This is a genomic window from Spirosoma lituiforme, assembly GCF_054776635.1.
The window spans coordinates 523,823-547,754 of the sequence record NZ_BAAHBO010000001.1 but is presented as its reverse complement, the minus strand read 5'-3'; the positions used below and the strand labels follow the sequence as shown (position 1 = coordinate 547,754).

Sequence of the window (23,932 nt, the reverse complement as noted above, 5' to 3'; positions counted from 1 at the left end):
TTTTTTGTACACTCCCCCAAATGACTTTTGTGCGTAATCAGCGTGGCTGTTCCGAAAGCTTAGACCAGCTTTCGGAACAGCCACTGCCGTTTTGTATGGTAACACTGTATACGCGAAAATTACGCTTCGCCAACCAGCATCAGCGCGCCCACGGTCACGTTCGAGGTTTCGTCAATCAGGATTGCCCCACCCGACGCTCTGTTTTTGGTATAGGGGTCGAAACTGATCGGTTGGGCCGTGCGCAGAACAACCTTGGCCAGATCATTCAGCCGGAGTTGTTCGACGCCCTCAATCTGCTCATAGGTATTGACATTCAGCTGATACGCAATGTCACGAACAGAACAGCGTGTGCGGAACGTGCCAACCTGCAACACGTACTTATTGCCTACATTGAACTCCTTGGAATCCATCCAGCAAAGCATCGCTTCAACGGTCTGACTGCTAAGCGGCTGATCGTCCGTACGAACAATCAGGTCGCCCCGGCTAATGTCGACATCGGTGGCCAGGTGCAACACAACTGACATCGGTGTTGTGGCTTCGTCCAGATGCGTTTCGGCGATTTCAATCGCGTCGATGGTTGAGGTTTCGCCCGATGGGAAGACCGTTATGGCATCGCCTTTGCGGAATTGACCACTGGTAATTTTACCGGCATAGCCCCGGTAGTCGTGCAATTCAGCTGTTTGTGGCCGAATAACATACTGCACCGGGAAACGGCCCTGCTCCTGATTGGCATCGTCGTCGATTTCTACCGTTTCCAGATGCTCCAGCAACGTCTGTCCCGCATACCACGGCATTGATTCTGACCGGTCAACCACGTTATCGCCGTTGAGCGCACTCATCGGAATATAGGTAACGTGCTTCACATTCAGCTTCTGAGCCAATTCGGCGTAGTGGATACAGATATCCGAGAACACATCCTGCGAATACCCGACGAGGTCCATTTTATTGACAGCGACTACGATGTGTGGAATGCCCAAAAGTGACGCAATCAGCGAGTGCCGACGGGTTTGCTCCGCCACGCCGTGACGAGCATCGACCAGCACGATAGCCAACTGGCAGTTCGATGCGCCGGTTACCATGTTGCGGGTGTATTGAGTATGGCCGGGGGCGTCAACAATGATGAACTTCCGGGCGGGTGTCTGAAAATAGCGGTAAGCCACATCAATCGTGATACCCTGCTCGCGTTCGGAGCGTAGCCCATCTGTCAGTAGAGCCAGATCAATTTCGCCATCGTCGCGGCTTTTGCTGGCGCGTTCAATGGCTTCCAGCTGGTCAGCCAGAATGGACTTGGAGTCGTAAAGAAGCCGCCCGATGAGCGTACTTTTGCCGTCGTCAACCGAACCGGCCGTTATAAAGCGGAGAAGATCCATCAGTCAATATTCGTGAAGTCAATATGGCGATAGAAATTACTTTGTTTCGACATATCGTATTCCATTTGGTTAAATTTCTCCTGTTTCAATTCAGTTTGGATGAGGTGTTCCAACGCTGATTTGAAAGCCGGAATATGTTCTGTAATCGTTACGAAGACAATGAATTTGTCGATATAACCCGCCGTGTACAAATTGATCTTTCCGATTGCTTCCAGAATCCGCAGGCAATAGACTAAATCCGTTTTAGGCCTGGGTTGCATAACGAACATCGGCTAAGGCCCGGTGCAAAATAATCGGTTCGGCATACTCTTGCAGCATTAAATCAATTGGGACCTGAAGGTCTGCTTGCAACGCATCCCGCAGCGCAATAAGCTGCTTGTAGGGAATTTTATCATCAATAAGCAAATCAATGTCCTGATAGAATTCGCCCCGCACGAAGGAGCCAAATACGCCGATTCGGGTTAGGCCAAACCGGTCGAAAATCTACTTTTCCCGTAGATAAGTTTGCAGGGATTGAAAGTTGTTTACCGACATAATCCGACAGAGCTGATTAATACGAGCGAAGTATCAAAAATACCCGCCTTTTTTGCGGTCTTCCATGGCCGCTTCGGAAAGCTGGTCGTCCATGCGGGTTTCGCCCCGTTCGGAGATGCGGGTGGCCTGGATTTCGTCAATGACAGCATCCAGGGTTTCTGCGGTTGATTCGGAAGCTGCCGTGCAGGAAATATCACCGACGGTACGAAAACGCACCCGGCGTGTCACCACCTGATCGTCGGCTTCAGCCTGAATGACCCCACCGGCGGTGGCCATCAGCTTGCCATCCCGAATGAGCAGCTCGCGGTCGTGCGCGAAATAGATACTGGGCAGCTGAATTTTTTCGCGCCGGATGTAATTCCAGACGTCGAGTTCGGTCCAGTTTGAAATCGGGAAAACGCGGACGTTTTCGCCTTTATGAATCCGGCCATTGTAGAGGTTCCACAATTCGGGCCGCTGGCGTTTGGGATCCCAGGAGCCAAACTCATCGCGCACCGAAAAAACGCGCTCTTTGGCCCGTGCTTTCTCCTCATCCCGGCGGGCTCCACCAATACAGGCGTCGAACTGAAACTCCTCAATGGTGTCCAGCAGGGTGAACGTCTGCAAACCGTTCCGCGTCGCATTCCGACCGGTTGGTTCTTTCAGTTTCTTTTCGCGGATGGTATCTTCAACATAACGGACAATTAGTTTCTCACCGATTCGCTCCGCCATATTATCCCGGTAATCGAGGGCTTCCTGAAAATTGTGGCCTGTATCAATATGCACCAGTGGAAACGGAAACTTGCCAGGCCGAAAGGCTTTTAACGCCAGGTGAACCAGCGTAATGGAATCCTTACCACCCGAAAATAGGAGCGCAGGCCGCTCAAACTGACCTGCCACCTCCCGCATAATGTGGATGGCTTCGGATTCGAGCTGATCTAAATAATCTACCTTCATTTTTTTAATGAGTGAATTAGTGAATGAGCGAATGAGTGCATACGAACCAATTACCGGTGCCGTATCGACTGAGTCAACCATTCATTTTACTGGCAACAACTTACGGTTTAAACGTTTCTTCGTGGCTGTGTAGCCCGCACTCTTTCTTCGAGTTATCCTCCCACCACCAGCGACCGGCCCGGAAATCTTCGCCCGGCTGGATGGCTCGGGTGCAGGGCTGACAGCCTATACTGACAAACCCGCGGTCGTGAAGCGGATTATACGGCACATGGTTATCCTTGATGTACTGCTTGACCTCATCAAATGTCCAATCCATCAGGGGGTGAAATTTGAACAGGGCATGAGCCGCATCCCATTCGAGCTGGGGCATGCTTTGGCGGTTGGCCGACTGCTCGGCGCGGATGCCGGTGATCCAGATTTTCTGACCCGTCAACGCCCGGTTCAGGGGCTCTACCTTACGGATGCCGCAACACTCTTTCCGGTTCTCGACGGAATCGTAGAAGCTGTAGGGCCCTTTCGTGGTCATCAGGGATTCTTCCGCCGATCTGTCCGGGAAATACGCTTCCAGTTTGGTCGCGTATCGATCATTGGTCTTTTTCCAGACCGAATACGTTTCTGCAAACATCCGGCCCGTATCGAGCGTAAAAATCCTGATCGGAATGGCATTCGCCAGAATCAGGTCGGTAATAACCTGGTCTTCGTAGCCCAGACTGGTCGAAAAAACGACTTCGCCGGGAAACAGCTCTGCCAGTGTACGCAACGCGTCAATGTTGCTCAGACCGTGTAGCCGTTCGGTCAGGCTTTCGAGTGTATGAGTCGGTTCTGCAATCATAATCAGTAGCTAAACCTATGAAGTTGAACCACCCGGTTCTACCCACAGGCTTGTTTAGTTTAGCGTCACTACTTTACCCGTCTTGGCTGATTGTCGGGCAGCATCCAAAATCTCCATGACAATCATATTATTGTCTAATGACGTTAATTCGTCGGGTTTAGTTTCGCCATGAAGCAACCGGGCGAAGTAGGCAAAAGGGTCAGCAGCAGGGGCATCGGCCTGCGTAGCTTCCAGGGGATGCTCGCTTTTGTCCCCTTTTAATCGGATGCGCATCCGGGTACCATCAACGGTAACGACGTAGCCTGTTTGCCCGTACACTTCCATATCCTTGCGAGCGAACGGCCAGTTCCAGGATGCCTGTATAATGGTCTGCGTTTTGGGATACGTGACAATGATTGTGCCCTCATCATCTACTTTGGGGTAGATGTCGGGTTTGATCTGTTGCGTCACCGCCAGTACGGAAACCGGACGCTGGTTGTGCATCAGCCAGGTAGACAAGTTGGCTCCGTAACAACCGAAATCGAACAAAGCCCCCGCACCATTGGCAACCGGGTCCGTCAGCCAGTCCAGAAACTCTTTATTGACACCAATTTCTTTAGGACCCTCGTGGCCATCGTGCACAACGATTTTTCGAAGTTCGCCAATGGAATTCTGTGTGCTGGCCAGCGCAAACGCTTTATGGTTGCTGCCATACCAGGTCGTTTCGTAGTTGGTCAGAAGCTGGATGTTGTGCTTTTTCGCGAGTGCTTCCATCTGCCTGGCGTCCGCGAAGCTGGTTGCCAGCGGTTTCTCAACCATGACATGAATACCACGCGGGGCGCAGATCGCCACCGTTTTTTTATGGTCAACAATCCGGCCGAAATCGGTAACGGCCTCTGGCTTGGTTTTGTCCAGCATCTCGGCTACTGTCGGATACACCAGACTCATGCTGAAACCGTGCTGTTTGGCCAAACGCTCGGCTAATTCCCGGTTCGGTTCAGCGATGCCGACAACCTCAATATCGGTTTGCGCCGGGCCCTTGAACGCTTTATTCAGGATGCCATGCACATGCGAATGCACCATGCCAACAATACCGACGCGGAGTGGCTTTTTAATCGTCTGGCTATGGGTAACATGCGCCAGAAGGAACAAGGCAAAAAGGACCGGAATGCGTACCATGAAGGATAAGTTTAGGCTCGATTATACCTTCTCCTTAACCACTTCGGCTGACTTTTCTACTGCCTGAGTGAAATCTTCGATTAAATCGTCAACGTCTTCCAGACCAACCGAAATCCGGATAAGACCCGGTGTAATGCCTAAAGCTGCTTTCTCATCGGGTTTCAGTTTCGCGTGCGTCGTTGTATCCGGGTTGGTAACAATTGTACGCGAATCGCCAAGGTTGGACGAGAGGGTAGGAATCGTCAACGCTTCGAAAAACGCATTGACCCGGTCGAAGCCGCCTTCCAGTTCAATGGTGACAATGGCCCCGCCAGCACTCATCTGCCGTTTGGCCAGATCATATTGGGGATGAGAAGGCAGAAACGGATACAGAACCCGTTCCACGTCGGCATGGGCCTCCAGCGCTTCGGCCAGTTGCAGCGCGTTGCGACAATGGCGCTCCATGCGCAGATCCAGGGTCTCCAAACTTTTGGATAAAACCCAGGCGTTGAACGGCGACAGAGCCGGTCCCGTATGGCGCGCAAAAAAACGAATGGGCTGAATCAAATCAGCGCGCCCAACAACGATGCCGCCCAGCACACGTCCCTGTCCGTCCATGTATTTCGTCGCGGAATGCACCGACAAATCAGCACCAAAGTCGATCGGGGTCTGTAAAATCGGGGTGGCGAAACAGTTATCGACGTTTAAAATAAAGTTGTATTTCTGTTTCAGGCGTCCCAGCATCTCCAGGTCAACGAGTTCCAGACCGGGGTTTGAGGGCGTTTCCAGGTACACCATGCGGGCGGCTGCCTTGCCATCGGTAGGCTGCAGAGCCGCTTCCCACTCCGCTTCTGAAGCGCTGGCATCTACGTAGGTATAACGGATACCCCATTTGCTCAAAATCTGCGTAATGATCTGGTGCGCAGAGCCAAACAACGCCCGACAAGCTACCAGATGATCACCCGACTTCAATAAACCGGCCATACTCGCAAACACAGCGGCCATGCCCGTTGCTGTCGCAATGCCATCTTCGGCGTTTTCCAGCATGCATACCTTATCGACAAACTCGGTGACGTTGGGATTGGAGAAACGGGAGTAAATATTGCCTTCTTCCGTTTCGTCAAACAAGGCTTTTCCCTGTTCGGCACTTTCGAAAGCAAAGCTGGAGGTCAAGTACAGGGGTACGGAGTGTTCGCGGTTCTGCGATTTCTTCGCCTGAATGCGAATGGCTTTGGTTTGTTTTCTCATAGTATGGCGCACACAGGCTCTGGCTGTGTGATCAATAAAAGCCGCAATCGTAACAGCCGGAGCCTGTTACAGCCTAAAAGAATTTAATAATCTTACGCAAACTTACGAGGATTACCACAATTCCGACCAGAATCATCATTGTTTTGACCGGTAGTTTCTGCGCTAAACGGGCCGCAATCGGTGCGGCTATCATACCACCCAGAATGAGGCCCAGAATGACCATGCCGTAATTGTCCAGCCCCGCATACAGGGCAAACACAACCGATGAAGCAAACGAGACAAAGAACTCGGCCAGGTTAACCGAGCCAATCGTGTAGCGGGGGTGTCGTCCCGACGCAATCAGGGTTGAGTTGACGATCGGTCCCCAGCCACCACCACCAATCGCATCGACAAACCCACCGAACCAGGCCAGCAAGCCAATCTGACGAACGGGCTTCTTCTTCGTTGGTTTCGCCAGGGCTTTCTTTAAGATCAGAATACCCAGAATGGCCGTGTAAACCGAAATGGCGGGACTTAGGTAGTTCGCTACCAATTCCATATCGGCCAGTTTGGTAATCAGAAAGGCACCCAGTGCCGCGCCAATAACACCCGGTATCAAGACAATTTTAAAGAGCCGACTGTTTACGTTACCAAACTTAAGGTGCATATACCCCGACACACCACTGGTGAAAATCTCGGAGCTGTGAACGCTGGCGGTGGCAAACAACGGACTGATGCCTACACTGGTCAGGAAGGTCGTGGCTGTTACACCGTAGGCCATACCCAAGGCACCATCAATCATTTGCGCCACAAAGCCAGCCATAATGAAGTAAAAAATCCGGGGAGTCAGGTCAATTGAACTCGCCATCAGGGTTAGCCGGTCCAGCGTAAAATAGCTAAACAGCAGATGGCCAACGACCATGAAGGCAATAGCCGAGAAAACATAAATCGCAATTTCAGTGCGGTTTCGTCGGCGAAGGAGCGGCTGGGTCGCGCTGGTTTGTACGTTGGCCGCTGGAAAAGACGCCTTTAACAAAGTAGCCTGCGCCGGTGCATTCTCGCCCTGGATAGTGATAGTCAGACCATTAAGGTTCAATGCCGGAGTTGCCGTGAGGGTCGAGTCGTTGGCTGGTTCGGTCCCGGAGACTATCGGTGGTTGCATAAGGTATAAATTCTATCGAGTTTGTAGATTATTTCACTTATGAAAAACGGCACAATGAAGTGCCGCTCGTTAAGCCGGAGATCAATCCGCATCACTGACTGTATGTCAGATTGATTGTGGGGCAAAGGTACGGAAATCAAGCGGATAGATGCAAACGGACAAGCCAAAGAGCTTGCCTTACCCACATTACGAAAAGGAATGGGTATTACTCACCGGCCATCGGGTCGGGCTTTCCGTCTGTATCACCCATAACTGTTCCGTGCGTCGGTAAACGACTGCCTCGGATAAACAGCAACCCCGCCACGTGTGGAGCGGCCATCGACGTGCCGCTAAGCGTCGCGTACGTGCCATCCTTATACGTTGAGGTGATCCGAACGCCATACGCGCAGACGTCTACACTACTGCCGAAGTTTGAGAATGACGCAAATGTATTCTGGCTGTTCATGGCCGATACCGTAAATACGTTGGCGTGGTTTACGCGCGCGGGTGAATAGTTGTCGCTGTTTTTGCCATCATTCCCGGCTGCAATCGCAAATAAAATGCCCGCGTTGGCGGCCTGGGTTATGGCCCGGTCGAGGGTGGCGGATGTTCCATCGCCACCCAGACTTAAGTTAACCACATCGCCCGCTTTACCGTGCTGGGCAACATAGTTTACCGCCTGAATGATGCCAGATAATCGGCCCTCCCCCTCACTATCCAGCACCCTGAGCGCAACCAGCGTTGCTCCCGAAGCAGTACCCGTTATACCGATGCTGTTGTTCCTGGCCCCGATAATGCCCGCCACGTGGGTACCGTGTCCATTCTGGTCATCGGCGGAGGTTTGTCCACTGATAAATGACCGGCTGCGGGTACCATCAACATTCAGATCGGGATGGTCCAGGTCAATGCCGGTGTCAATGATCCAGGCTGTTTTGCCGGATTGCCGGTCGCCCCGGCCAAAACCCGTTTGCTTAACATCCCAGGTCAGGGTCGTGGTTGTGGCTACATCGACGCAGGTACACATGGCCATGATCCGGTCCGGCTCGATCAGAATAACGGATGGGTCCTGCTGCAATTTTTGGGTTTCGCTTTCGGTCAGATGAGCCAGAAAGCTGGTTTGATCACCGACCATTAAAACGTCGGCTTGCGCATTGGCTATGTGATTGGTGCTGAGCAGTTGGCCGATCATGACTTCTGAAGCCGCCATCCGCGCACCGGAAACCGAAGAAAGGGCCTGCGTCGGTTGATACGTAATGATGTAATCTCCCGCAATGGCCGTCCCACTGACAGATGATGCTTTGACCAGACAATCGGCCGCCATACTGGTCGGCTCGACACTACTGTCGGTCTGGCAGCCGAACAGGCCAATACCAATCAGGGCAACATTGGTGAGTGTCGAAAACGATAAAAAACGGGACATGAATACGGACGAAATAGCTAGTCGAGAAATTATCAATCGTAAAAAGTGGCGTCATGCGTTGTTCACCGGCTGTTCCTGATCCGTATACGCGAGACGTAAAGCGTCCGTTGCGTACTCCGCATAATAACGACGTTTCTAGTGTTTAAGGGTAATGAAAACGACACGGCCAGCCGCTGGAAACCTGGTTTCGGCAATCGGAGAGCCATAATGCCGGTAGAACTGATCGCGTTGCTGGGGAGTAAGCAGATCGAGGTACAGGTTGATACCGGCAAACTTATTTCTCCGCAAAAATGAATCCAGAAATTGCCAGTCCTGAGTGGTAAACGTATGGCCCGGAGCGAGCAGCCGGGGCCAGCCGTCGCGCAGAAAGGGCTTGATCTGATCGGGATGCAGGCGGCCAAAATACTGACCCACACCGCTTTTGTCATAGAAACGCCGGAAGGAGAACACCGCGTTCTGCGCACTATAATAGGGGCAAAGTCCTTCTTTGTCTCCGACGCCATTGGCCCCAATCGTGCAGAAAGGCCAGTCGAGCACGGCGGCACCGGGTTGCCGCCGTACAACGGCGCAATACTGCAGAACGCTCTCCGACGCTACATTGACGGGAATGGCTAGCCGTTTCGCATAACCCGTATACCATTCAAAACCCATCAGGACAATCAATAGCAAACAGCAGATTTGGCCCGTCGGTCGTTGCGGCCACCGAACGGGTAGCGCCAGCAGTGTTAACAGGACCGGATAAATGAGACTGGCCCGCCCGCCATGTCGGTTAAAGCTAAACCAGGGGAATAGCTTCAGCGTCGGAATCAGCACCGGGTGATATAGCAGACAGAGCATCAGCAGGAGGACGATGGTTAACCAAAGGGCTATCTTACGCCGGATCTGCCACCAGCCTACGCACGCAGCCAGCGTTAAATAGAGGCCCGGACTACCTTGCCCGTAGCTTTCGAAGGTGTCGCGAAACCACCGTTGGTAGGGAATGGATATACTGTCGATGCCGGGTAAATGCGGCAATAACAAGCGCGCGGGATGCGACCAGGATCGTAATTCCGGGACAACGCCAAAATCAAATTGCCAGGCCGTAAAGGCGATCTGGAGGGTTAGTGGTAGGTACAGCCACAAACTGAGCACGACCAGCGCCAGTAGCCCAATAATCTGTCCCCGGCGCTGGCTGAATTCATCGTTCAGATAAGCGCGAATGTGTAACGGCCAGCGACCAGCAACCGGAAACTGCTGGTATAGCATCCCGATTATGACAGGAACGGCAAGCGTGGTAAAGGAGAGAGCAAACCCAGCTACGTAGGCTAATTCCTGCCCCAGAACCAATACGTGCAGTACTATCCAGCCTACTACATACGGGAGTGAAACAGGGCGTCGATCCGCTACATCCAACAGGAGCCGGTACGTGGCTACGATGCACAGAACGGTCCAGTGCGCAACGCATACGTTCATGTGAATGGGGTATTTCCAGAGCGCGTAAAAATTGAACACCGAGACAACCAATCCAGCCAGGAACGACTTCGGAAGGCCGAATCGGGAAACGAGCAGCAGAAACGTGCCAACGGATGTGATAACCAGGCTGTACACGTAATAGTACTGAAGGTAAGGGCCCGGCCCATGAAACAGTCGGGTGCAGCAAGCGTACCAATAGTCGCGCTCGAATCCCCAATCCAGAAAAACCTGGTTCGTGCCGTACGGGTAAAACGTTTGCGTATTAACGAGGGCAAGCTGCGGGAAAGGCCAGAGGGAGATGTTTTTGTTGAAAAAATACCCGACGTATTCGTATTGATCGGTGTCGTTGCCGTCGGATAGAGGGTGAATGAAGTCGCCGACGACCCAACTGGTCAGGCAGGCTGTGAGAAGGCCCAGCAGAATCGCCCATAGCCAGGTTGATCCGATAGATGAGTGGCTGAATTTAACGGGGAATTGGGCAGAAGCAGACTGGCGGATTTGATTCATTTGGGTGATTGTGCCCTCAACGGGGGGATCGTTAGGCAAAAGTCTCCGTAAACGGCTATTTTTGCAAAGAAATGCATACGGCGGTCGACATGCCGCCCTTTATTTGAGAGAATCAGGCGACTTTTTCGTCGCGCTACTATTATGGCTGACTACAATCACCGCGAAACCGAACAGAAATGGCAACGGTTTTGGGACGAGAATAACACCTACAAACCCGCCGAAACAACTGACCGCCCCAAGTATTATGTTCTCGATATGTTTCCTTACCCGTCGGGGGCAGGGCTGCACGTTGGTCACCCGCTGGGCTACATTGCTTCGGACATTGTTTCGCGCTATAAACGGCTGAAAGGCTATAACGTACTGCACCCGATGGGTTTCGACTCATTCGGATTGCCCGCCGAACAGTATGCTATTCAGACCGGTCAGCACCCGGCCGTAACGACCGAAGCCAACCTGACGCGCTACATCGAGCAACTGAAAAATATTGGTTTCAGCTACGACTGGTCGCGGGAAGTTCGTACGTCCGATCCGTCGTATTACAAGTGGACGCAGTGGATCTTCATGGAGTTGTTCCGGTCGTGGTACAACAAAGAAACCAATAAAGCCGAGCCGATCGATACGCTGTTTGCCAAGTTTGCGGCCAACGGTACCCAGGGCGTTCGGGCGGTTTGCGACGATACGGTATCGTCTTTCACGGCTGACGAATGGAATGCGCTGTCCGAAACAGAGCAGTACGCAGTCTCGCTCCATTACCGCCTGACCTACCTCGCCGATGCCGTCGTGAACTGGTGTCCGGCGCTGGGGACTGTGCTGGCCAACGACGAGGTGAAGGATGGCGTGTCGGAGCGGGGTGGCTATCCCGTAGAGCAAAAGCTGATGCGGCAATGGATGATGCGCATCACCGCCTACGCCGACCGCCTGTTAACGGGTCTGGATACCATCGACTGGACGGAGTCGCTGAAAGAGCAACAGCGGAACTGGATCGGGAAAAGTGTCGGAGCCAGTGTACGGTTTGCGATTGACGGCTCGCCGTTTACTGACAATCAAAAACCGGCTACCCAACACTACATTGACGTTTTCACGACCCGCGTCGACACGATTTATGGGGTTACGTTTATGGTGCTGGCCCCCGAACACGAGCTGGTTGCCACGCTGACAACGCCAGAGCAACAGGAGGCCGTAGACGCGTACATCAATGCAGCTAAACTCCGGTCCGAGCGCGACCGGATGGCCGACACGAAAGCTGTTTCGGGCGTATTTACGGGTAGCTACTGCATCAATCCGTTCAACGACGAGAAAGTGCCCATCTTCCTGGCCGACTATGTGCTGGCGGGTTATGGCACGGGTGCCGTGATGGCCGTTCCGTCGGGCGATCCGCGTGACTGGAACTTTGCCAGGCATTTCGACTTGCCCATCGTGCCGATTCTGGACGCCCAGAAGGACATCGACAAGCAGGCTGACAACACCAAAGAAGGCCATTATATCAACTCCGGCATGGTCAATGGCATGACCTACAAAGAAGCGACGGCTACGTTGATTACCTGGCTGGAAGCGCGCGGACTGGGTCGAGGGAAAGTTAATTTCCGGATGCGCGACGCCGTATTCAGCCGACAGCGGTACTGGGGCGAACCCGTTCCGGTCTATTTTAAAGAAGGCCCGTCAGGGCGTTTGCCGTACCTAATTGATGAAAATGACCTGCCGCTGGAGTTGCCTGCTGTAGATAAATACCTCCCAACCGAAACTGGCGAACCACCACTGGGCCGCGCGGAAGGCTGGAAATACAAGGGAGAGTACGAATATGAGTTAAGCACCATGCCGGGCTGGGCGGGGTCATCCTGGTACTGGTACCGCTATATGGACCCCCAGAATACAACCGAGTTTGCGTCTAAAGAAGCCATCGACTACTGGCAGAACGTGGACCTCTACATCGGTGGTACCGAACACGCCACGGGTCACCTGTTATACAGTCGTTTCTGGAATAAATTTCTGAAAGACCGGGGCTATGTACCCCAGGAAGAGCCGTTCAAAAAGCTCATCAACCAGGGTATGATTCAGGGCCGGAGCAATTTTGTGTATCGTGTATCGGGTACGGGAAGGGAAGGCGTTCCTGCCGTATTCTTATCGCTGAATCAGGTAAACGGTCAGGAAGTTACTCCCCTGCACGTTGATGTCAATATTGTCGAAAACGATGTACTGGACGTTGAAGCATTCAAAAAGGCCCGGCCGGATCTTGCAGACAAGGCAGAATTCATCACCGAGCCAGACGGACGCTATATCGTTGGGGCCGAGGTTGAAAAGATGTCGAAGTCGAAGTTCAACGTCGTGAATCCAGATATGATCGTGGAGAAATACGGGGCCGATGTACTTCGTTTGTACGAAATGTTCCTCGGGCCGCTCGAACAGGCCAAACCCTGGAATACGAACGGCATCGACGGCGTGTATCGCTTCATTCGTAAATTCTGGCGGTTGTTCTACAAGGATAATGCTGCCGGAGCATCGGATGCCGGGGCGGGTCAATGGATTGTGACGGACGAGCAGCCCACGCCTGCCGAACTGAAAGTGCTGCATAAAACAATCAAAAAGACGGAGGAAGACATCGAGCTGTATTCGTTCAACACCTCGGTGAGTTCATTCATGATCTGCGTCAATGAACTGGCTGCGTTGAACTGCCACAAGCGGGCTATTTTGCAGGATTTAGTCTTGTTGCTGTCGCCTTACGCTCCTCACATTACCGAAGAGCTGTGGGCCGCGTTGGGCCACGAACCGGGTACACTTTCGCAGGCCGAGTTTCCTAAATTCAACCCAAATTACCTGGTCGAGGATGCCTTCGACTACCCGATTCAGATCAACGGGAAAGTCCGCACCACGATCAGTTTTGCCATCGATCGGGCGCCCAGCGATATCGAACGGGAGGTGCTGGCCGACGAAACCGTACAGAAATGGATGGAGGGTAAAACGCCCAAAAAAGTCGTCGTCGTACCCAAACGAATTGTTAACGTGGTGCTTTAACGTTTAACAGGAAACGGTAGATTTGGCTTTTAACAACAGATACGCTTATGTACACAGCTGTGAACGGAATTTACGAGAATGGTCAATTAACCTTGACGGAACGTCCGCCGACGACCCGCCGTACAAAAGTTGTCATCTTGTTTCTAGATGAGCCAGTGACTGACATTATTGTCGCTGATTCGGCAGCAGGAGTGCGTTTGGGAAGTTTGGATGGTCAATACAATATTCCCGATGATTTTAATGCCCCTCTGGATGATCTTAAAGACTATATGTAATGAAGCACGCTTATTTGGCTGATACGCAAATTGTCATTTGGAGTATTGTCAAGCCATCGAGGATTACAGCTTCCGTACAGAGTATTCTATTGAATAATCCTATCTGGGTCAGTGAAATAAGTTTATTCGAGATTGTGATTAAACAAAAAATAGGCCGACTACCTGAACTGCGTTTGTCTATTCAGGACTTAACCGCTCAGTTACACACAGATGGGTTTCACTTAGTACCCATCAAACAGGAACACATTGCTGCGTACGAGCAAATTCCACTGTTTGATCATCATCGAGATCCTTTCGATCGATTGTTGCTGGCAACTGCACTAGCAGAAGGCGTTCCTGTTATTTCCGCAGATGAGAATTTTCACCTTTACGCGCCTAAGATTCAGTTGATAAAGGCGTAGAAAAAGTAAGAAACTGACGCCACCCCAACAGCATCAATCAAAAACGGGACCGGGTTACTTCCAACAGAAGTAACCCGGTCCCGTTTCTAGTCAACCCTAAATGATTAAGCGAGAACCGGCTCCGACTGCTGAATGGCCAGGGCTTCACGCGCCTGAGCCGTGAGCGTGAGCGAATGCTTACGGGCTTCATGATCAAAAATGGGAGCCGAAACAATCAACTCATCGGCTTTGGTCTGTGCAAGGATGCTGGCTAGTCCCCGCTGGATCGTCTTGGGCGATCCAACCGCTGAGCAACGGAAAACGGAGTCGATGCCCGCCAGTTCATAGTCGGGCCACATATCCTCTAAATTATCGACGGGGGGCTGCATCTGGCGGGCTTTCCCGCGCCGGATGTACAGAAACTGCTGCTGGACGGAGGTGAATAAGCGTTGGGCTTCCTGATCGGTATCGGCGGCAATGACATTGGCCGCTACCATAGCGTATGGGGCCTTCAGGTGCTCGGATGGTTTGAACTGCGTCCGGTAAATCTGCAAGGCTCTCAACAATTCGGCTGGGGCGAAGTGCGAGGCAAAGGCATAGGGTAAGCCAAGCATGGCGGCCAGTTGAGCGCCAAACAGGCTGGAACCCAGTATCCAAATCGGTACATTCAGACCCGTGCCCGGTATGGCCTGAATAAACTGATTGGTGTCGTTAGGCTGGAAATAGTGCTGTAGCTCAACGACATCCTGCGGAAACGTATCGGGGCCGTTCATGTCCCGACGCAACGCCCGTGAGGTGGCCTGATCGGAACCGGGAGCCCGCCCCAGGCCCAGATCAATGCGGCCGGGATAGAGCGACTCCAGCGTGCCAAACTGTTCGGCGATGAGCAGCGGGGAGTGATTGGGCAGCATAATGCCCCCGGAGCCAACCCGAATCGTGCTCGTGCCCCCGGCCACGTAGCCAATAACGACCGACGTTGCTGCGCTGGCAATGCCCGGCATGTTGTGGTGCTCGGCCAGCCAGTAACGGTTATAGCCCAACTGCTCGGCATGCTGGGCGAGGTTTAATGTATTGCGAAGCGCCTGGGTAGCCGTGTTGCCTTCCACGATCGGCGATAAATCCAGAATTGAAAAGGGAATCATACGATGATGCTATAAATAGTTGCCTTATTTTTGCGCCATAAACAAACGAAAACAGGCAACCTAGTCCACGTTTTCTTCTATCAACAAACGGGTTTATCGGAACGGTTCCAGTTGATCGTTCAGATAGTCCATCATTAGTTCATAAACGACCCGAATGACCGTTAAATCACTTATCGTGCTTGGCCTGAGCGTTGGCCTGATTACCTGTTCACCCAGGACATACACGAAAATACCCGCCGGAAAGGGCTATGCGTTCTTTAAGTACACCCCAGGCCAACCGGCAAAAATATCTGCTCACCGAGGTGGGGGCGATCTGAAAGGGTACCCGGAAAACTGCATCGAGTCGTTTGCTTATCTGGCTAAAAATCTGCCGGTTATTATTGAATGCGACATTGACCTGACCAAAGACAGCGTGATGGTCATGATGCACGACGCCAGCCTCGACCGGACTACGACCGGCACCGGAAAATTAATCGACCGGAACTACGCCGAACTTGGACAATACCGGCTGGAGGATAATATGGGTACCGTAACGCCCTACAAAATTCCGACGCTGGAAGAGGTGTTGCGCTGGGGCAAAAACAAAGTAGCATTTACGCTCGATGTCAAGCGCAACGTGTCGTTCGCGAAAGTGGTCGACATGATTCACAAAACGGGCGCGAGCGATTATGTAGCCGTCATCACGTACAACGCGCAGGATGCGGCCAGACTGACCAAGCTCGATCCGAATCTGATGATCTCGGTCACCATTCGTAACCGGGCTGAATACGATCGGTTGCGCGAACTTGGTGTGCCCGACAACCGAATGGTTGCCTTTGTCGGGGTTAAAGAGCCCGACGCTGACTTATACAAATTTCTGCACGACAAGGGGATTGCCTGTATTCTAGGTACCCTGGGTAACCTCGACAAACAGGCCGCTGCAAAAGGTGATCAGGTTTACAAAACGTTTGCCCAAAACGGGGCCGATATCATGTCAACGGATCGGCCGTTCGAGATGGCGAAGGTATTGTATAGGTAGGTTTCTGCCGGAAATGACTTACCTGATTTACCTTAATTTGCTTTAATGACGACTAATTACCGGTGGCGAATCATCGCACTGCTCTTCCTGGCAACGACGATTAATTACATCGATCGACAGGTGCTGTCATTCGTGATGACCGATGGTGCTTTCAAGCGGGTCATTCTGGGTTTATCGCCGGATGCAATGCTGACGGATGCCCATCTGAAACAGTTTCGGATTCAGATGGGCCTGGTCGATTCGGCGTTCAAGGCTACGTATGCCGTCGGCTTTTTGCTGATTGGCTGGCTTATTGACCGAGTCGGCACGAAAAAAGGGTTTACGATTGGCATTGCGGTCTGGAGCGTTGCCAGTATCGCGTCCGGCTTTGTGTCGACGGTCGGGCAATTCGCTGTCGTGCGTGCCGTGTTGGGGCTGGGCGAAGCGGCCAATTTTCCGTCGGCCATGAAAGCCATTGCCGAGTGGTTTCCCAAACGGGAACGCTCCACCGCCACCGGCATTCTGAATGCGGGGTCCAACATGGGCGTTATCGCTACCGCGTTGTTGATCCCGTTCCTGATGACGCAGTTTGGCTGGCGGGGGGCGTTTCTGATTTCGGCTGTGTTGGGGGTACTGATGCTCGTGGTCTGGTGGGTCAGTTATTCAAAACCCGAATCGACACGAGCGCTCTCGACCACTGAGTATGACTATATTACGGAGGGGCGGGCCGTTGCTGGTAAATCGCTACCCCAGAACCAGCTCTCCTGGGTTAAGCTGAGCCGATACCGGCAAACCTGGGCTTTCTGTTTTGGTAAAGTCTTCGCCGACCCGATCTGGTTTTTTTACCTCACCTGGCTACCCGATTTTCTTTTGACCAACAATCAGCTCGACCGGAAACTAGACCTGAAAAACTTTGGTATCCCGTTTCTGATCATCTACGTAGTCTCGGATATAGGCAGTATATTTTTCGGCTGGCTGGCAACGAATCTGATGAAAAACGGCTGGACCGAAAACAACGCCCGGAAACTGACTATGCTGATCTGTGCTCTTTCGGTTACGCCGATTTACCTGATTCCGTCCGTGCACAGTTTCACGGGTGTTGTGGCGCTGTTGGCATTGGCCACAGCGGCTCATCAGGGATGGTCGACTAATGTCTATGCCCTGTCGACTACGCTGTTCCCCGGCGGATCGGTAGCTACGGCTACGGGCATGGGCGGATTTCTGGGTGGCATTGTCAGCATGGTCGTTGCCGCCCTCACGGGCTATGTTGTCGCGACGTTTGGGTATACACCCATGTTTGTTTTTGCCAGTTGTTCTTACCTGGCTGGCCTGCTCGTTATTCATCTGGTCTTACCCGTTTTGCGCCCAATCGTGATCGAACATGAACCGGCGAGGACCATCGTCTAAAAACTAGAATGAGTTATAATGGAGCTTCGATGCGCGCCGGTGTACTGACCGGCGTACGGTCTATTCGAATTCAACCGTGTTCGGTGCCAGAGCCGGGGCCTGGTGAGATACGCCTGAAAATGAAACGGGTCGGTATTTGCGGGTCTGATGTGTCCATCTTTCAGGGGCACCGGCCTGATCTGCAATTTCCGCTGATCATTGGTCACGAGGGCATTGGTTACGTCGATAAACTCGGCGAAGGAGTAAACGCCCATCAGCTTGGGGAGCGTGTAGTCATTGAGCCAAACTACCCTTGCGGTCACTGTGAATACTGCTGGCAGGGGCGGGGTAATATCTGCCTCAACAAACGAATCATTGGCGTGCTGGAAACCGGCTGCTTCGCCGACTACGCCGTTGTACCCGCTAATTTTGCCTGGAAAATTCCCGATACAATCAGTGACGAGGATGCTGTCGTTATCGAACCAACGGCCGTGGCCCTGCACACGCTTTACTCATCGCCGGCTCGCCCAGGCGACACGGTCGCTGTTGTTGGCTTAGGCGCTATCGGCTTATTGGTAACCCATCTGGCGCAAGAAATGGGGTATACGGTTCTGGCTTATGACCGCGTTCAGGAAAAGGTAAATCTGGCGTCGAGTTTTGGTGCAGTGCCCATTTCTGCCGATGTTGATACGGTTCAGATGGGAGTTATCTGGAAAGAAGCAAACGTGCATACCGTATTCGAGTGTGCCGGTGCGGCCCCGGCGTTTACGATGGCCGTAGCGGCTGCTCCCCGGGGAGCGTATGTGGTGGTGGCGGGTCTGTCCGATAAGCCCAGTGCCATCACCGAGTTCGGTATAACCCGGCAGGGAATCAACCTGATTACATCGATCATCTACCAGCACCCCATTGACTTCCGGCGAACCATTAAGCTCATCGACCGTGGGTTTCTCCAGCCCGGACGAATCATCTCGGCGCAGGAGCCGTTTGACAAGCTGGCTCTGGCCCTTGACCTGGCCTGTACGGGTCACCATGCCAAGATTGTGCTGGCTTTGTAAGGATACGTCCCCGCGTTTTGCGGGGACGCATGGTAAATCAATAGCCCAGCGTAAACCGCTTCTGAATGAATTGCGGTTGCTCGATCTCGTCCAACACGGCCACGGCCAGATCCTTGACCGAAATGGCCGATTCACCGTTTTCATCGAAAACGGGCTGCTCAGTACCCAGCCGGAATTGGCCTGTCCGTTCGCCAGGAGCCAGGTTGATGGCGGGGCTCAGAAACGTCCAGTCCAGCGTGGTGTTCTTTCGGAGCGCGCTGAGGTAGTCACGAGCGGCCGTTGCACCGACTTTCCAGTCCGCCGGAAACTGAGGGGTGTCGACCAATTGTACACCCGGAGCGGCTTCCAGACTACCGGCCCCACCAATAACCAGCAACCGGCTGACCCCCGCGGCTTCGGTGCCTTTCTCGATTGCGATTGATCCGTTCAAAAAATCATCGTACAGGTTTGGGTTTGCCCAGCCGGCATTGTAAGCGCTCAGCACGGCATCCTGACCTGCTACAAGCTGGGCAACTGCGTCAGCATCCAGCGCATCCCCCTGCTTGACGGTTAAATCGGGGTGCGTTATCGTCATTTTCTCGGGATGGCGAACAATCGCCGTTACCACGTGGCCTCGGTTTAGCGATTCGTCGACAAGAGCTGATCCAACAAAGCCGGAGGCACCAATAATGGCAAGTTTCATAGTAGGTGATTTGTTAACGTGAAAAAATAGAGTGTAATAAAAAGTGTTACAGTTTTAAGTAAAAAAATTAATCGAATCGATGGCTAAATTCACTGAGCGTGGTACCGCCTAATTGCTGGATAAGCGCCCGCTCTGCGTCGAGGTACAAGTCGTCGAGATGATGGTTGATCTGTTTACCAACCGGGCAATTGGGATTTGGGCTATTTCGGGACGTCCCTAAAAAAGCGCCCTGACGGGTGGCCAAAAAAACATCGGACAACTGGATGGCCTCTGGCGATTTAGCCAGTGAACTGCCCCCGTTCTTGCCCTCCCGGCTGGTAACCAGGCCATTGCTGCGAAGGTTACTGATTTCTTTGCGGACAAGAACCGGGTTGATGTTGATACTGCCCGCAATAAAGTCAGACGTTAGCCATTCGCCGTTGGCTTTGGCCAGCAGTGTCAGAATGTGCATCGATATGGCGAATCGTCCGGTCATTAGTGTAATATTTAATGTTACAGTTTTAGTTTAAAAAAGATTCCCGACCTATCGGGAATCTTTTTTAAATCCATGATTAATCGGCAACTACGATAACGGGAGCCACTTGTTCCGGGTCATTGTCAGGCGATGCCTTTTTCTGCTTCAGTGCCTTTTTAGCGGCTTTTTTCAGCGTAACATCGTATAAATCCGTCCGTCGGTCTTTCAGAACCTGAACGGAACCGTGTTCGTGTAATTCCTTCAGCAAACTCAAATCCACGTCGGCAATGAGCACCATTTCGGTGTTGGTCGTGGCCTCGGCTTTCACGGCATTGGTCGGAAACTGGAAGTCAGAAGGCGTAAATACGGCCGACTGGGCGTAGTTGATATCCATGTTCTGAACACGCGGCAGGTTGCCCACGCAGCCCGAAATAGCTACGTAACACTCATTTTCGATGGCCCGGGCCTGTGCACAATGGCGTACCCGCGAGTAACCGTTCTGAGTATCGGTCAGGAAGGGGACAAACAGAATCTGCATGCCCTGCTGAGCCAGAATGCGGCCCAGTTCCGGAAACTCAACATCGTAGCAGATCAGCATACCAATCTTGCCACAATCGGTGTCGAACGCCCGGATTTCGTAGCCGCCTACCATGCCATAATGCCGCACCTCATTGGGTGTGATGTGGATTTTGCGGTATTCTTCGTACGAGCCATCGCGTCGGCAGAGGTACGCTACGTTATAGAGTTTACCATCTCCATCGACCAGGGGCATGCTGCCGCCCACAATATTGACATTGTAGGAGATAGCCAGCTGGCAAAGTTTTTCCCGAACGGCTTCCGTAAAGTCGGCTAATTTTCGAATCGCCACCGGCTCCGGCAGGTCGTTGAAATCGGCCATCAGGGGCGTGTTGAAAAATTCGGGTAACACCATAAAGTCAGCCCGGTAATCGCTGACGGCGTTGGCGAAAAACTCGACCTGCTCCAGAAATGCATTGAGGTTTTTGAACAACCGCATCTGCCACTGAATCACGCCCAGCCGAATAATGGAGTCGGTATGGGGGCGTTTATCTTTTTCGGCCACGTAGTAGATATTGATCCACTCCAGCAGGGTAGCGTACTCCTTCGATTCGGTATCGCCGGGCAGGTAACCGCGCAGTACTTTCCGAACGTGGAAGTCGTTGGAAAGCTGGAACGTCAGCGTTGGGTCGTAAATTTCCTTTTGCTTTACCTTGGCAATGTACTCACGGGGCGATAGGTCGTCAGAAAATTTGTTGTAGTTGGGAATACGGCCGCCCGCCAGAATGCCTTTCAGGTTAAGCGTTTCGCAAACCTCTTTCCGGGCGTCGTAGAGCCGCCGACCCAATCGCAGATCACGGAAGTCGGGATGCACGAATACTTCAATGCCGTACATGTAGTCGCCTTCGTCACTGTGCGTTTTGAAGGTGTAGCCGCCCGTAATTTCGTTGTAGGTGTGGTTGTCACCAAACTGGTCGTACTGAACCCGAATCGCTAAGGCACAGGCTACAACCCGGCCATCGACTTCAACACAGAATTGACCTTCGGGAAAAATACTGAGTAATTTGTTGATCTTGCTTTTCTCCCAGTAGTCGCCACCGATGCCACTGTATACTTCGATCATGGCCTCTTTGAGATCATGATAGTCTTCTTTCTGTAAGGTTCTGGTTTGTATGTGCATAAGTTCGTATCAGGCAATACCGCGGCTCAATATTGTCTCCATGTCAGTGACCATCTCGTCCGTAAAATCCAGGTGGGTAACAAACCGCACCAGGTGTTTCCCAAACGTGATGCTGCGAATCCCTTTTGTTTCTAACGAAGCAACATAGTCGACGGCCAAGATGGTTTCGGGAAGCCGGAAAATGACAATATTCGTATCAATAGGCAGGATTTCCTGAACTTCGGGTAAGCGTTCGAGCATGGCTCCGATCTTGCGGGCGCGGGAATGATCCTGTTTCAGGCGGTCAATGTGATGGTCGAGGGCGTAAATGCCGGCCGCTGCCAGAAAGCCAGCCTGTCGCCAGCCACCGCCCATCAGCTTCCGATAGCGCCGGGTCTGCCGGATAAAATCGGCCTTGCCGAGCAGGAGCGACCCCACTGGGCACCCCAATCCCTTCGACAGGCAAATACTGATCGAATCGAACAGCTGACCATACGCCCCCATCGGTTCGCCGGTTTCGATAAGCGCGTTGAAAAGCCGGGCGCCATCCAGGTGGAGAATCAGGCCATTCTCATCGCAAACTTTCCGAATGGCCGCAATCTCGGGTACGGTATAGTAACAGCCTCCGCCTTTGTTAACCGTGTTTTCCAGGACCACTAATCGGGAGATCGGCTTGTGCGAATCGGCGGGGTTATAGATGTATTCCTGAATGAGTTCGGGCGTAATTTTGCCGCGTTGGCCGTGGATCAGACTGACCGAGGCCAGCGCATTCACGGATATGCCACCGCCCTCATACTGGTAAACGTGCGAAAGATAATCGCAGATGACATCGTCGCCGGGGCGGGTATGCGTCCGAATCGCCAACTGATTGGTCATCGTACCCGACGCGCAGAAGAGAGCCGCTTCCATACCGAATAAAGCGGCCGCTTTAGCTTCGAGCGTGTTCACGGTCGGGTCATCGCCGAGTACATCGTCCCCGAGGGGGGCAGAAAACATGGCCTCGCGCATGGCGGGCGTCGGTTGTGTAACGGTATCGCTACGAAGGTCAATACGCATTCGGTCAGGTATCAGGTTGTATGAACGAGCAAGTTAAGAACAGACAGGGTTACGGCAGAAACTTTTTTAGGATCTGTAGGGGAGGTAAACAACTAGTAAATTAAGCATCAGGGGAGAAAACTTACCTATGTTGCTTTTCACGTACGTACCACTATTTTTGAGCAATCGTTTCGGTTCATGTCGTCTCAACGGGACTGGCCGATTTCGGTGTCGATATAACTCCTTGACGTTCTTATGTTAACGAATAAAACTCCCTGGGTCATTCTACTGATTGTGTGGATGATCGGTTCTACCTGGTGGCACATGTGTAAGATAAAGCAGCTTTGCGGAAACGATCCTGCGCCCGTCGAAACAGCGGAAGAGCCTGCGGTGTATACGACGCCCGCTGGTGCCGATGGGTTTACCATGGCTGATGGGAATCTCTTTCGGCTCAACTTGCCGGGGAATTTCCGCTTCGCCAAATCAGGGGCCAATACCAACATGAATGCATTGGGTGGATCGCTCGAAACGATGGTTTCGTACCTGAAAACCAATCCCACCCGAACGCTGGAGATCATTGGCTATTACGTATCAGGCGAGACGAACCCAACTACATTTCCCAACCTGGGACTGGCCCGGGCCGAAGGCTTTAAGCAGTACCTGATTCAGCAGGGAATTCCGGCTTCAGCGTTGACGACCAAAGGAGTGGAGCGCAATCTGCCCGCTACAGCCAGTGGTGACTCGCTGGTTGGCGGACTCGATTTTGCGTTCTCGGGTACGGCTCCTGCGCCCGACGAGACGACAGTAGAAACCGACATTACCACGAAACCAGAAGACGTAACAACTGCTCCCGTTGTGATGAATGAACCGATTACCGAAAAAGAGTTAGCCGAATCGCAAACGTTTACGTCGGTATTCAAGCCTATTGACTTATACTTCCCGCTGAGTGAAGCCAATTATATCAAAACAGACGAAACCCAGAAGTTTTTTGAGGAAGCAACGAAATACCTGAAGGAGCATAAGCGCAAAAAACTCCTTCTGACGGGATACACCGACAACACGGGTCCCGATGATGTAAATTTGCGGCTCTCCCGCGACCGTGCGAATCAGGTAAAGACGAAACTACGTAAATCGGGTATTGATGCCGATCAGATTTCAGTCGATGCAAAAGGGGAGGAGTCACCCAAAGCTGATAACCGTACGCCATCGGGCCGTAAAGCGAACCGGCGGGTTACGGTCGTGATTCAGTAAAAGCCCGTTTAAAACCGTCTTTGCTACCCATCAGG

The 23,932-nt window shown here is 52.5% G+C and carries 22 protein-coding genes; 7 read left to right on the top strand and 15 right to left on the bottom strand.

What is annotated here, in order from left to right; all coding sequences use genetic code 11:
- Window positions 1-119 precede the first annotated feature (119 nt).
- The 10 genes from ACYU87_RS02260 to ACYU87_RS02215 all read right to left on the bottom strand — a co-directional run bounded on the left by ACYU87_RS02260 (window position 120) and on the right by ACYU87_RS02215 (window position 10,556).
- On the bottom strand, window positions 120-1,370 hold the full coding sequence (locus tag ACYU87_RS02260; protein ID WP_461132397.1) for a sulfate adenylyltransferase subunit 1: 1,251 nt from the start codon (window positions 1,368-1,370) through the stop codon (window positions 120-122).
- Window positions 1,370-1,630 (bottom strand): hypothetical protein, encoded by a 261-nt coding sequence (locus tag ACYU87_RS02255; RefSeq protein ID WP_461132396.1) that lies wholly within the window; start codon window positions 1,628-1,630, stop codon window positions 1,370-1,372. The genes ACYU87_RS02260 and ACYU87_RS02255 overlap by 1 nt, the downstream gene beginning before the upstream one ends.
- On the bottom strand, window positions 1,614-1,853 hold the full coding sequence (locus ACYU87_RS02250) for a nucleotidyltransferase family protein (RefSeq protein WP_461133617.1): 240 nt from the start codon (window positions 1,851-1,853) through the stop codon (window positions 1,614-1,616). The genes ACYU87_RS02255 and ACYU87_RS02250 overlap by 17 nt, the downstream gene beginning before the upstream one ends.
- Before the next feature lie 84 nt (window positions 1,854-1,937).
- Complete coding sequence (gene cysD / locus ACYU87_RS02245) at window positions 1,938-2,840, bottom strand: sulfate adenylyltransferase subunit CysD (protein WP_461133616.1); 903 nt, start codon at window positions 2,838-2,840, stop codon at window positions 1,938-1,940.
- Window positions 2,841-2,940: 100 nt separating this feature from the next.
- Entirely contained in the window at window positions 2,941-3,672 is a 732-nt protein-coding gene (locus ACYU87_RS02240; RefSeq protein ID WP_461132395.1) for a phosphoadenylyl-sulfate reductase, read from the bottom strand.
- 54 nt (window positions 3,673-3,726) lie between these two features.
- Window positions 3,727-4,830, bottom strand: a complete 1,104-nt coding sequence (locus ACYU87_RS02235; RefSeq protein ID WP_461132394.1) for a Gfo/Idh/MocA family protein — start codon at window positions 4,828-4,830, stop codon at window positions 3,727-3,729.
- A gap of 21 nt (window positions 4,831-4,851) precedes the next feature.
- Window positions 4,852-6,057 (bottom strand): trans-sulfuration enzyme family protein, encoded by a 1,206-nt coding sequence (locus ACYU87_RS02230; protein WP_461132393.1) that lies wholly within the window; start codon window positions 6,055-6,057, stop codon window positions 4,852-4,854.
- Between the two features lie 73 nt (window positions 6,058-6,130).
- Window positions 6,131-7,198, bottom strand: a complete 1,068-nt coding sequence (locus ACYU87_RS02225; RefSeq protein WP_461132392.1) for a sulfite exporter TauE/SafE family protein — start codon at window positions 7,196-7,198, stop codon at window positions 6,131-6,133.
- Window positions 7,199-7,403: 205 nt separating this feature from the next.
- Complete coding sequence (locus ACYU87_RS02220; protein ID WP_461132391.1) at window positions 7,404-8,597, bottom strand: S8 family serine peptidase; 1,194 nt, start codon at window positions 8,595-8,597, stop codon at window positions 7,404-7,406.
- Window positions 8,598-8,732: 135 nt separating this feature from the next.
- Window positions 8,733-10,556 carry a hypothetical protein gene (locus tag ACYU87_RS02215; protein ID WP_461132390.1) on the bottom strand — a complete coding sequence of 608 codons (1,824 nt, stop codon included), beginning with the start codon at window positions 10,554-10,556 and terminating at the stop codon, window positions 8,733-8,735.
- A 141-nt stretch (window positions 10,557-10,697) separates the two neighbouring features.
- Between ACYU87_RS02215 and leuS the strand changes: the two genes are divergently transcribed.
- From leuS to ACYU87_RS02200, 3 genes are read left to right on the top strand one after another with little or no spacing between them, the layout of a single operon-like run.
- Entirely contained in the window at window positions 10,698-13,565 is a 2,868-nt protein-coding gene (leuS, locus tag ACYU87_RS02210) for a leucine--tRNA ligase (protein ID WP_461132389.1), read from the top strand.
- 47 nt (window positions 13,566-13,612) lie between these two features.
- Window positions 13,613-13,840, top strand: coding sequence for a hypothetical protein (locus tag ACYU87_RS02205; RefSeq protein WP_461132388.1), 228 nt, complete (start codon window positions 13,613-13,615; stop codon window positions 13,838-13,840).
- Window positions 13,840-14,241 carry a type II toxin-antitoxin system VapC family toxin gene (locus ACYU87_RS02200; protein WP_461132387.1) on the top strand — a complete coding sequence of 134 codons (402 nt, stop codon included), beginning with the start codon at window positions 13,840-13,842 and terminating at the stop codon, window positions 14,239-14,241. The genes ACYU87_RS02205 and ACYU87_RS02200 overlap by 1 nt, the downstream gene beginning before the upstream one ends.
- A 104-nt stretch (window positions 14,242-14,345) precedes the next feature.
- Here ACYU87_RS02200 and ACYU87_RS02195 read toward each other — a convergent pair whose 3' ends face one another.
- Window positions 14,346-15,362, bottom strand: a complete 1,017-nt coding sequence (locus tag ACYU87_RS02195; protein WP_461132386.1) for an LLM class flavin-dependent oxidoreductase — start codon at window positions 15,360-15,362, stop codon at window positions 14,346-14,348.
- A 154-nt stretch (window positions 15,363-15,516) separates the two neighbouring features.
- Here ACYU87_RS02195 and ACYU87_RS02190 point away from each other — a divergent pair, with 154 nt between their 5' ends.
- Genes ACYU87_RS02190 through ACYU87_RS02180 form a run of 3 tightly spaced genes read left to right on the top strand, consistent with a single transcriptional unit; the run spans window position 15,517 to window position 18,800 of the window.
- A complete protein-coding gene (locus tag ACYU87_RS02190; RefSeq protein ID WP_461132385.1) occupies window positions 15,517-16,380 on the top strand; it encodes a glycerophosphodiester phosphodiesterase family protein in 864 nt (287 codons plus the stop codon).
- A 45-nt stretch (window positions 16,381-16,425) separates the two neighbouring features.
- Complete coding sequence (locus ACYU87_RS02185; RefSeq protein WP_461132384.1) at window positions 16,426-17,766, top strand: MFS transporter; 1,341 nt, start codon at window positions 16,426-16,428, stop codon at window positions 17,764-17,766.
- An 8-nt stretch (window positions 17,767-17,774) separates the two neighbouring features.
- Entirely contained in the window at window positions 17,775-18,800 is a 1,026-nt protein-coding gene (locus ACYU87_RS02180; RefSeq protein WP_461132383.1) for a zinc-dependent alcohol dehydrogenase, read from the top strand.
- Window positions 18,801-18,837: 37 nt separating this feature from the next.
- On the opposite strand, the gene ACYU87_RS02175 is transcribed toward ACYU87_RS02180, so the two are convergent.
- From ACYU87_RS02175 to ACYU87_RS02160, 4 genes are all read right to left on the bottom strand, one after another.
- The gene (locus ACYU87_RS02175; RefSeq protein ID WP_461132382.1) at window positions 18,838-19,482 is read right to left on the bottom strand and encodes an NAD(P)-dependent oxidoreductase; all 645 of its coding nucleotides are present in this window, start codon (window positions 19,480-19,482) and stop codon (window positions 18,838-18,840) included.
- Window positions 19,483-19,549: 67 nt separating this feature from the next.
- Complete coding sequence (locus ACYU87_RS02170) at window positions 19,550-19,957, bottom strand: RrF2 family transcriptional regulator (protein ID WP_461132381.1); 408 nt, start codon at window positions 19,955-19,957, stop codon at window positions 19,550-19,552.
- A 76-nt stretch (window positions 19,958-20,033) separates the two neighbouring features.
- Window positions 20,034-21,632: a GNAT family N-acetyltransferase gene (locus tag ACYU87_RS02165; RefSeq protein ID WP_461132380.1), complete on the bottom strand. Its 1,599-nt coding sequence runs from the start codon at window positions 21,630-21,632 to the stop codon at window positions 20,034-20,036.
- 9 nt (window positions 21,633-21,641) lie between these two features.
- Window positions 21,642-22,667, bottom strand: coding sequence for a threonine aldolase family protein (locus ACYU87_RS02160; protein ID WP_461132379.1), 1,026 nt, complete (start codon window positions 22,665-22,667; stop codon window positions 21,642-21,644).
- A 234-nt stretch (window positions 22,668-22,901) separates the two neighbouring features.
- On the opposite strand from ACYU87_RS02160, the gene ACYU87_RS02155 reads away from it, so the two are divergent.
- Window positions 22,902-23,897 (top strand): OmpA family protein, encoded by a 996-nt coding sequence (locus ACYU87_RS02155; protein ID WP_461132378.1) that lies wholly within the window; start codon window positions 22,902-22,904, stop codon window positions 23,895-23,897.
- Window positions 23,898-23,932 lie beyond the last annotated feature (35 nt).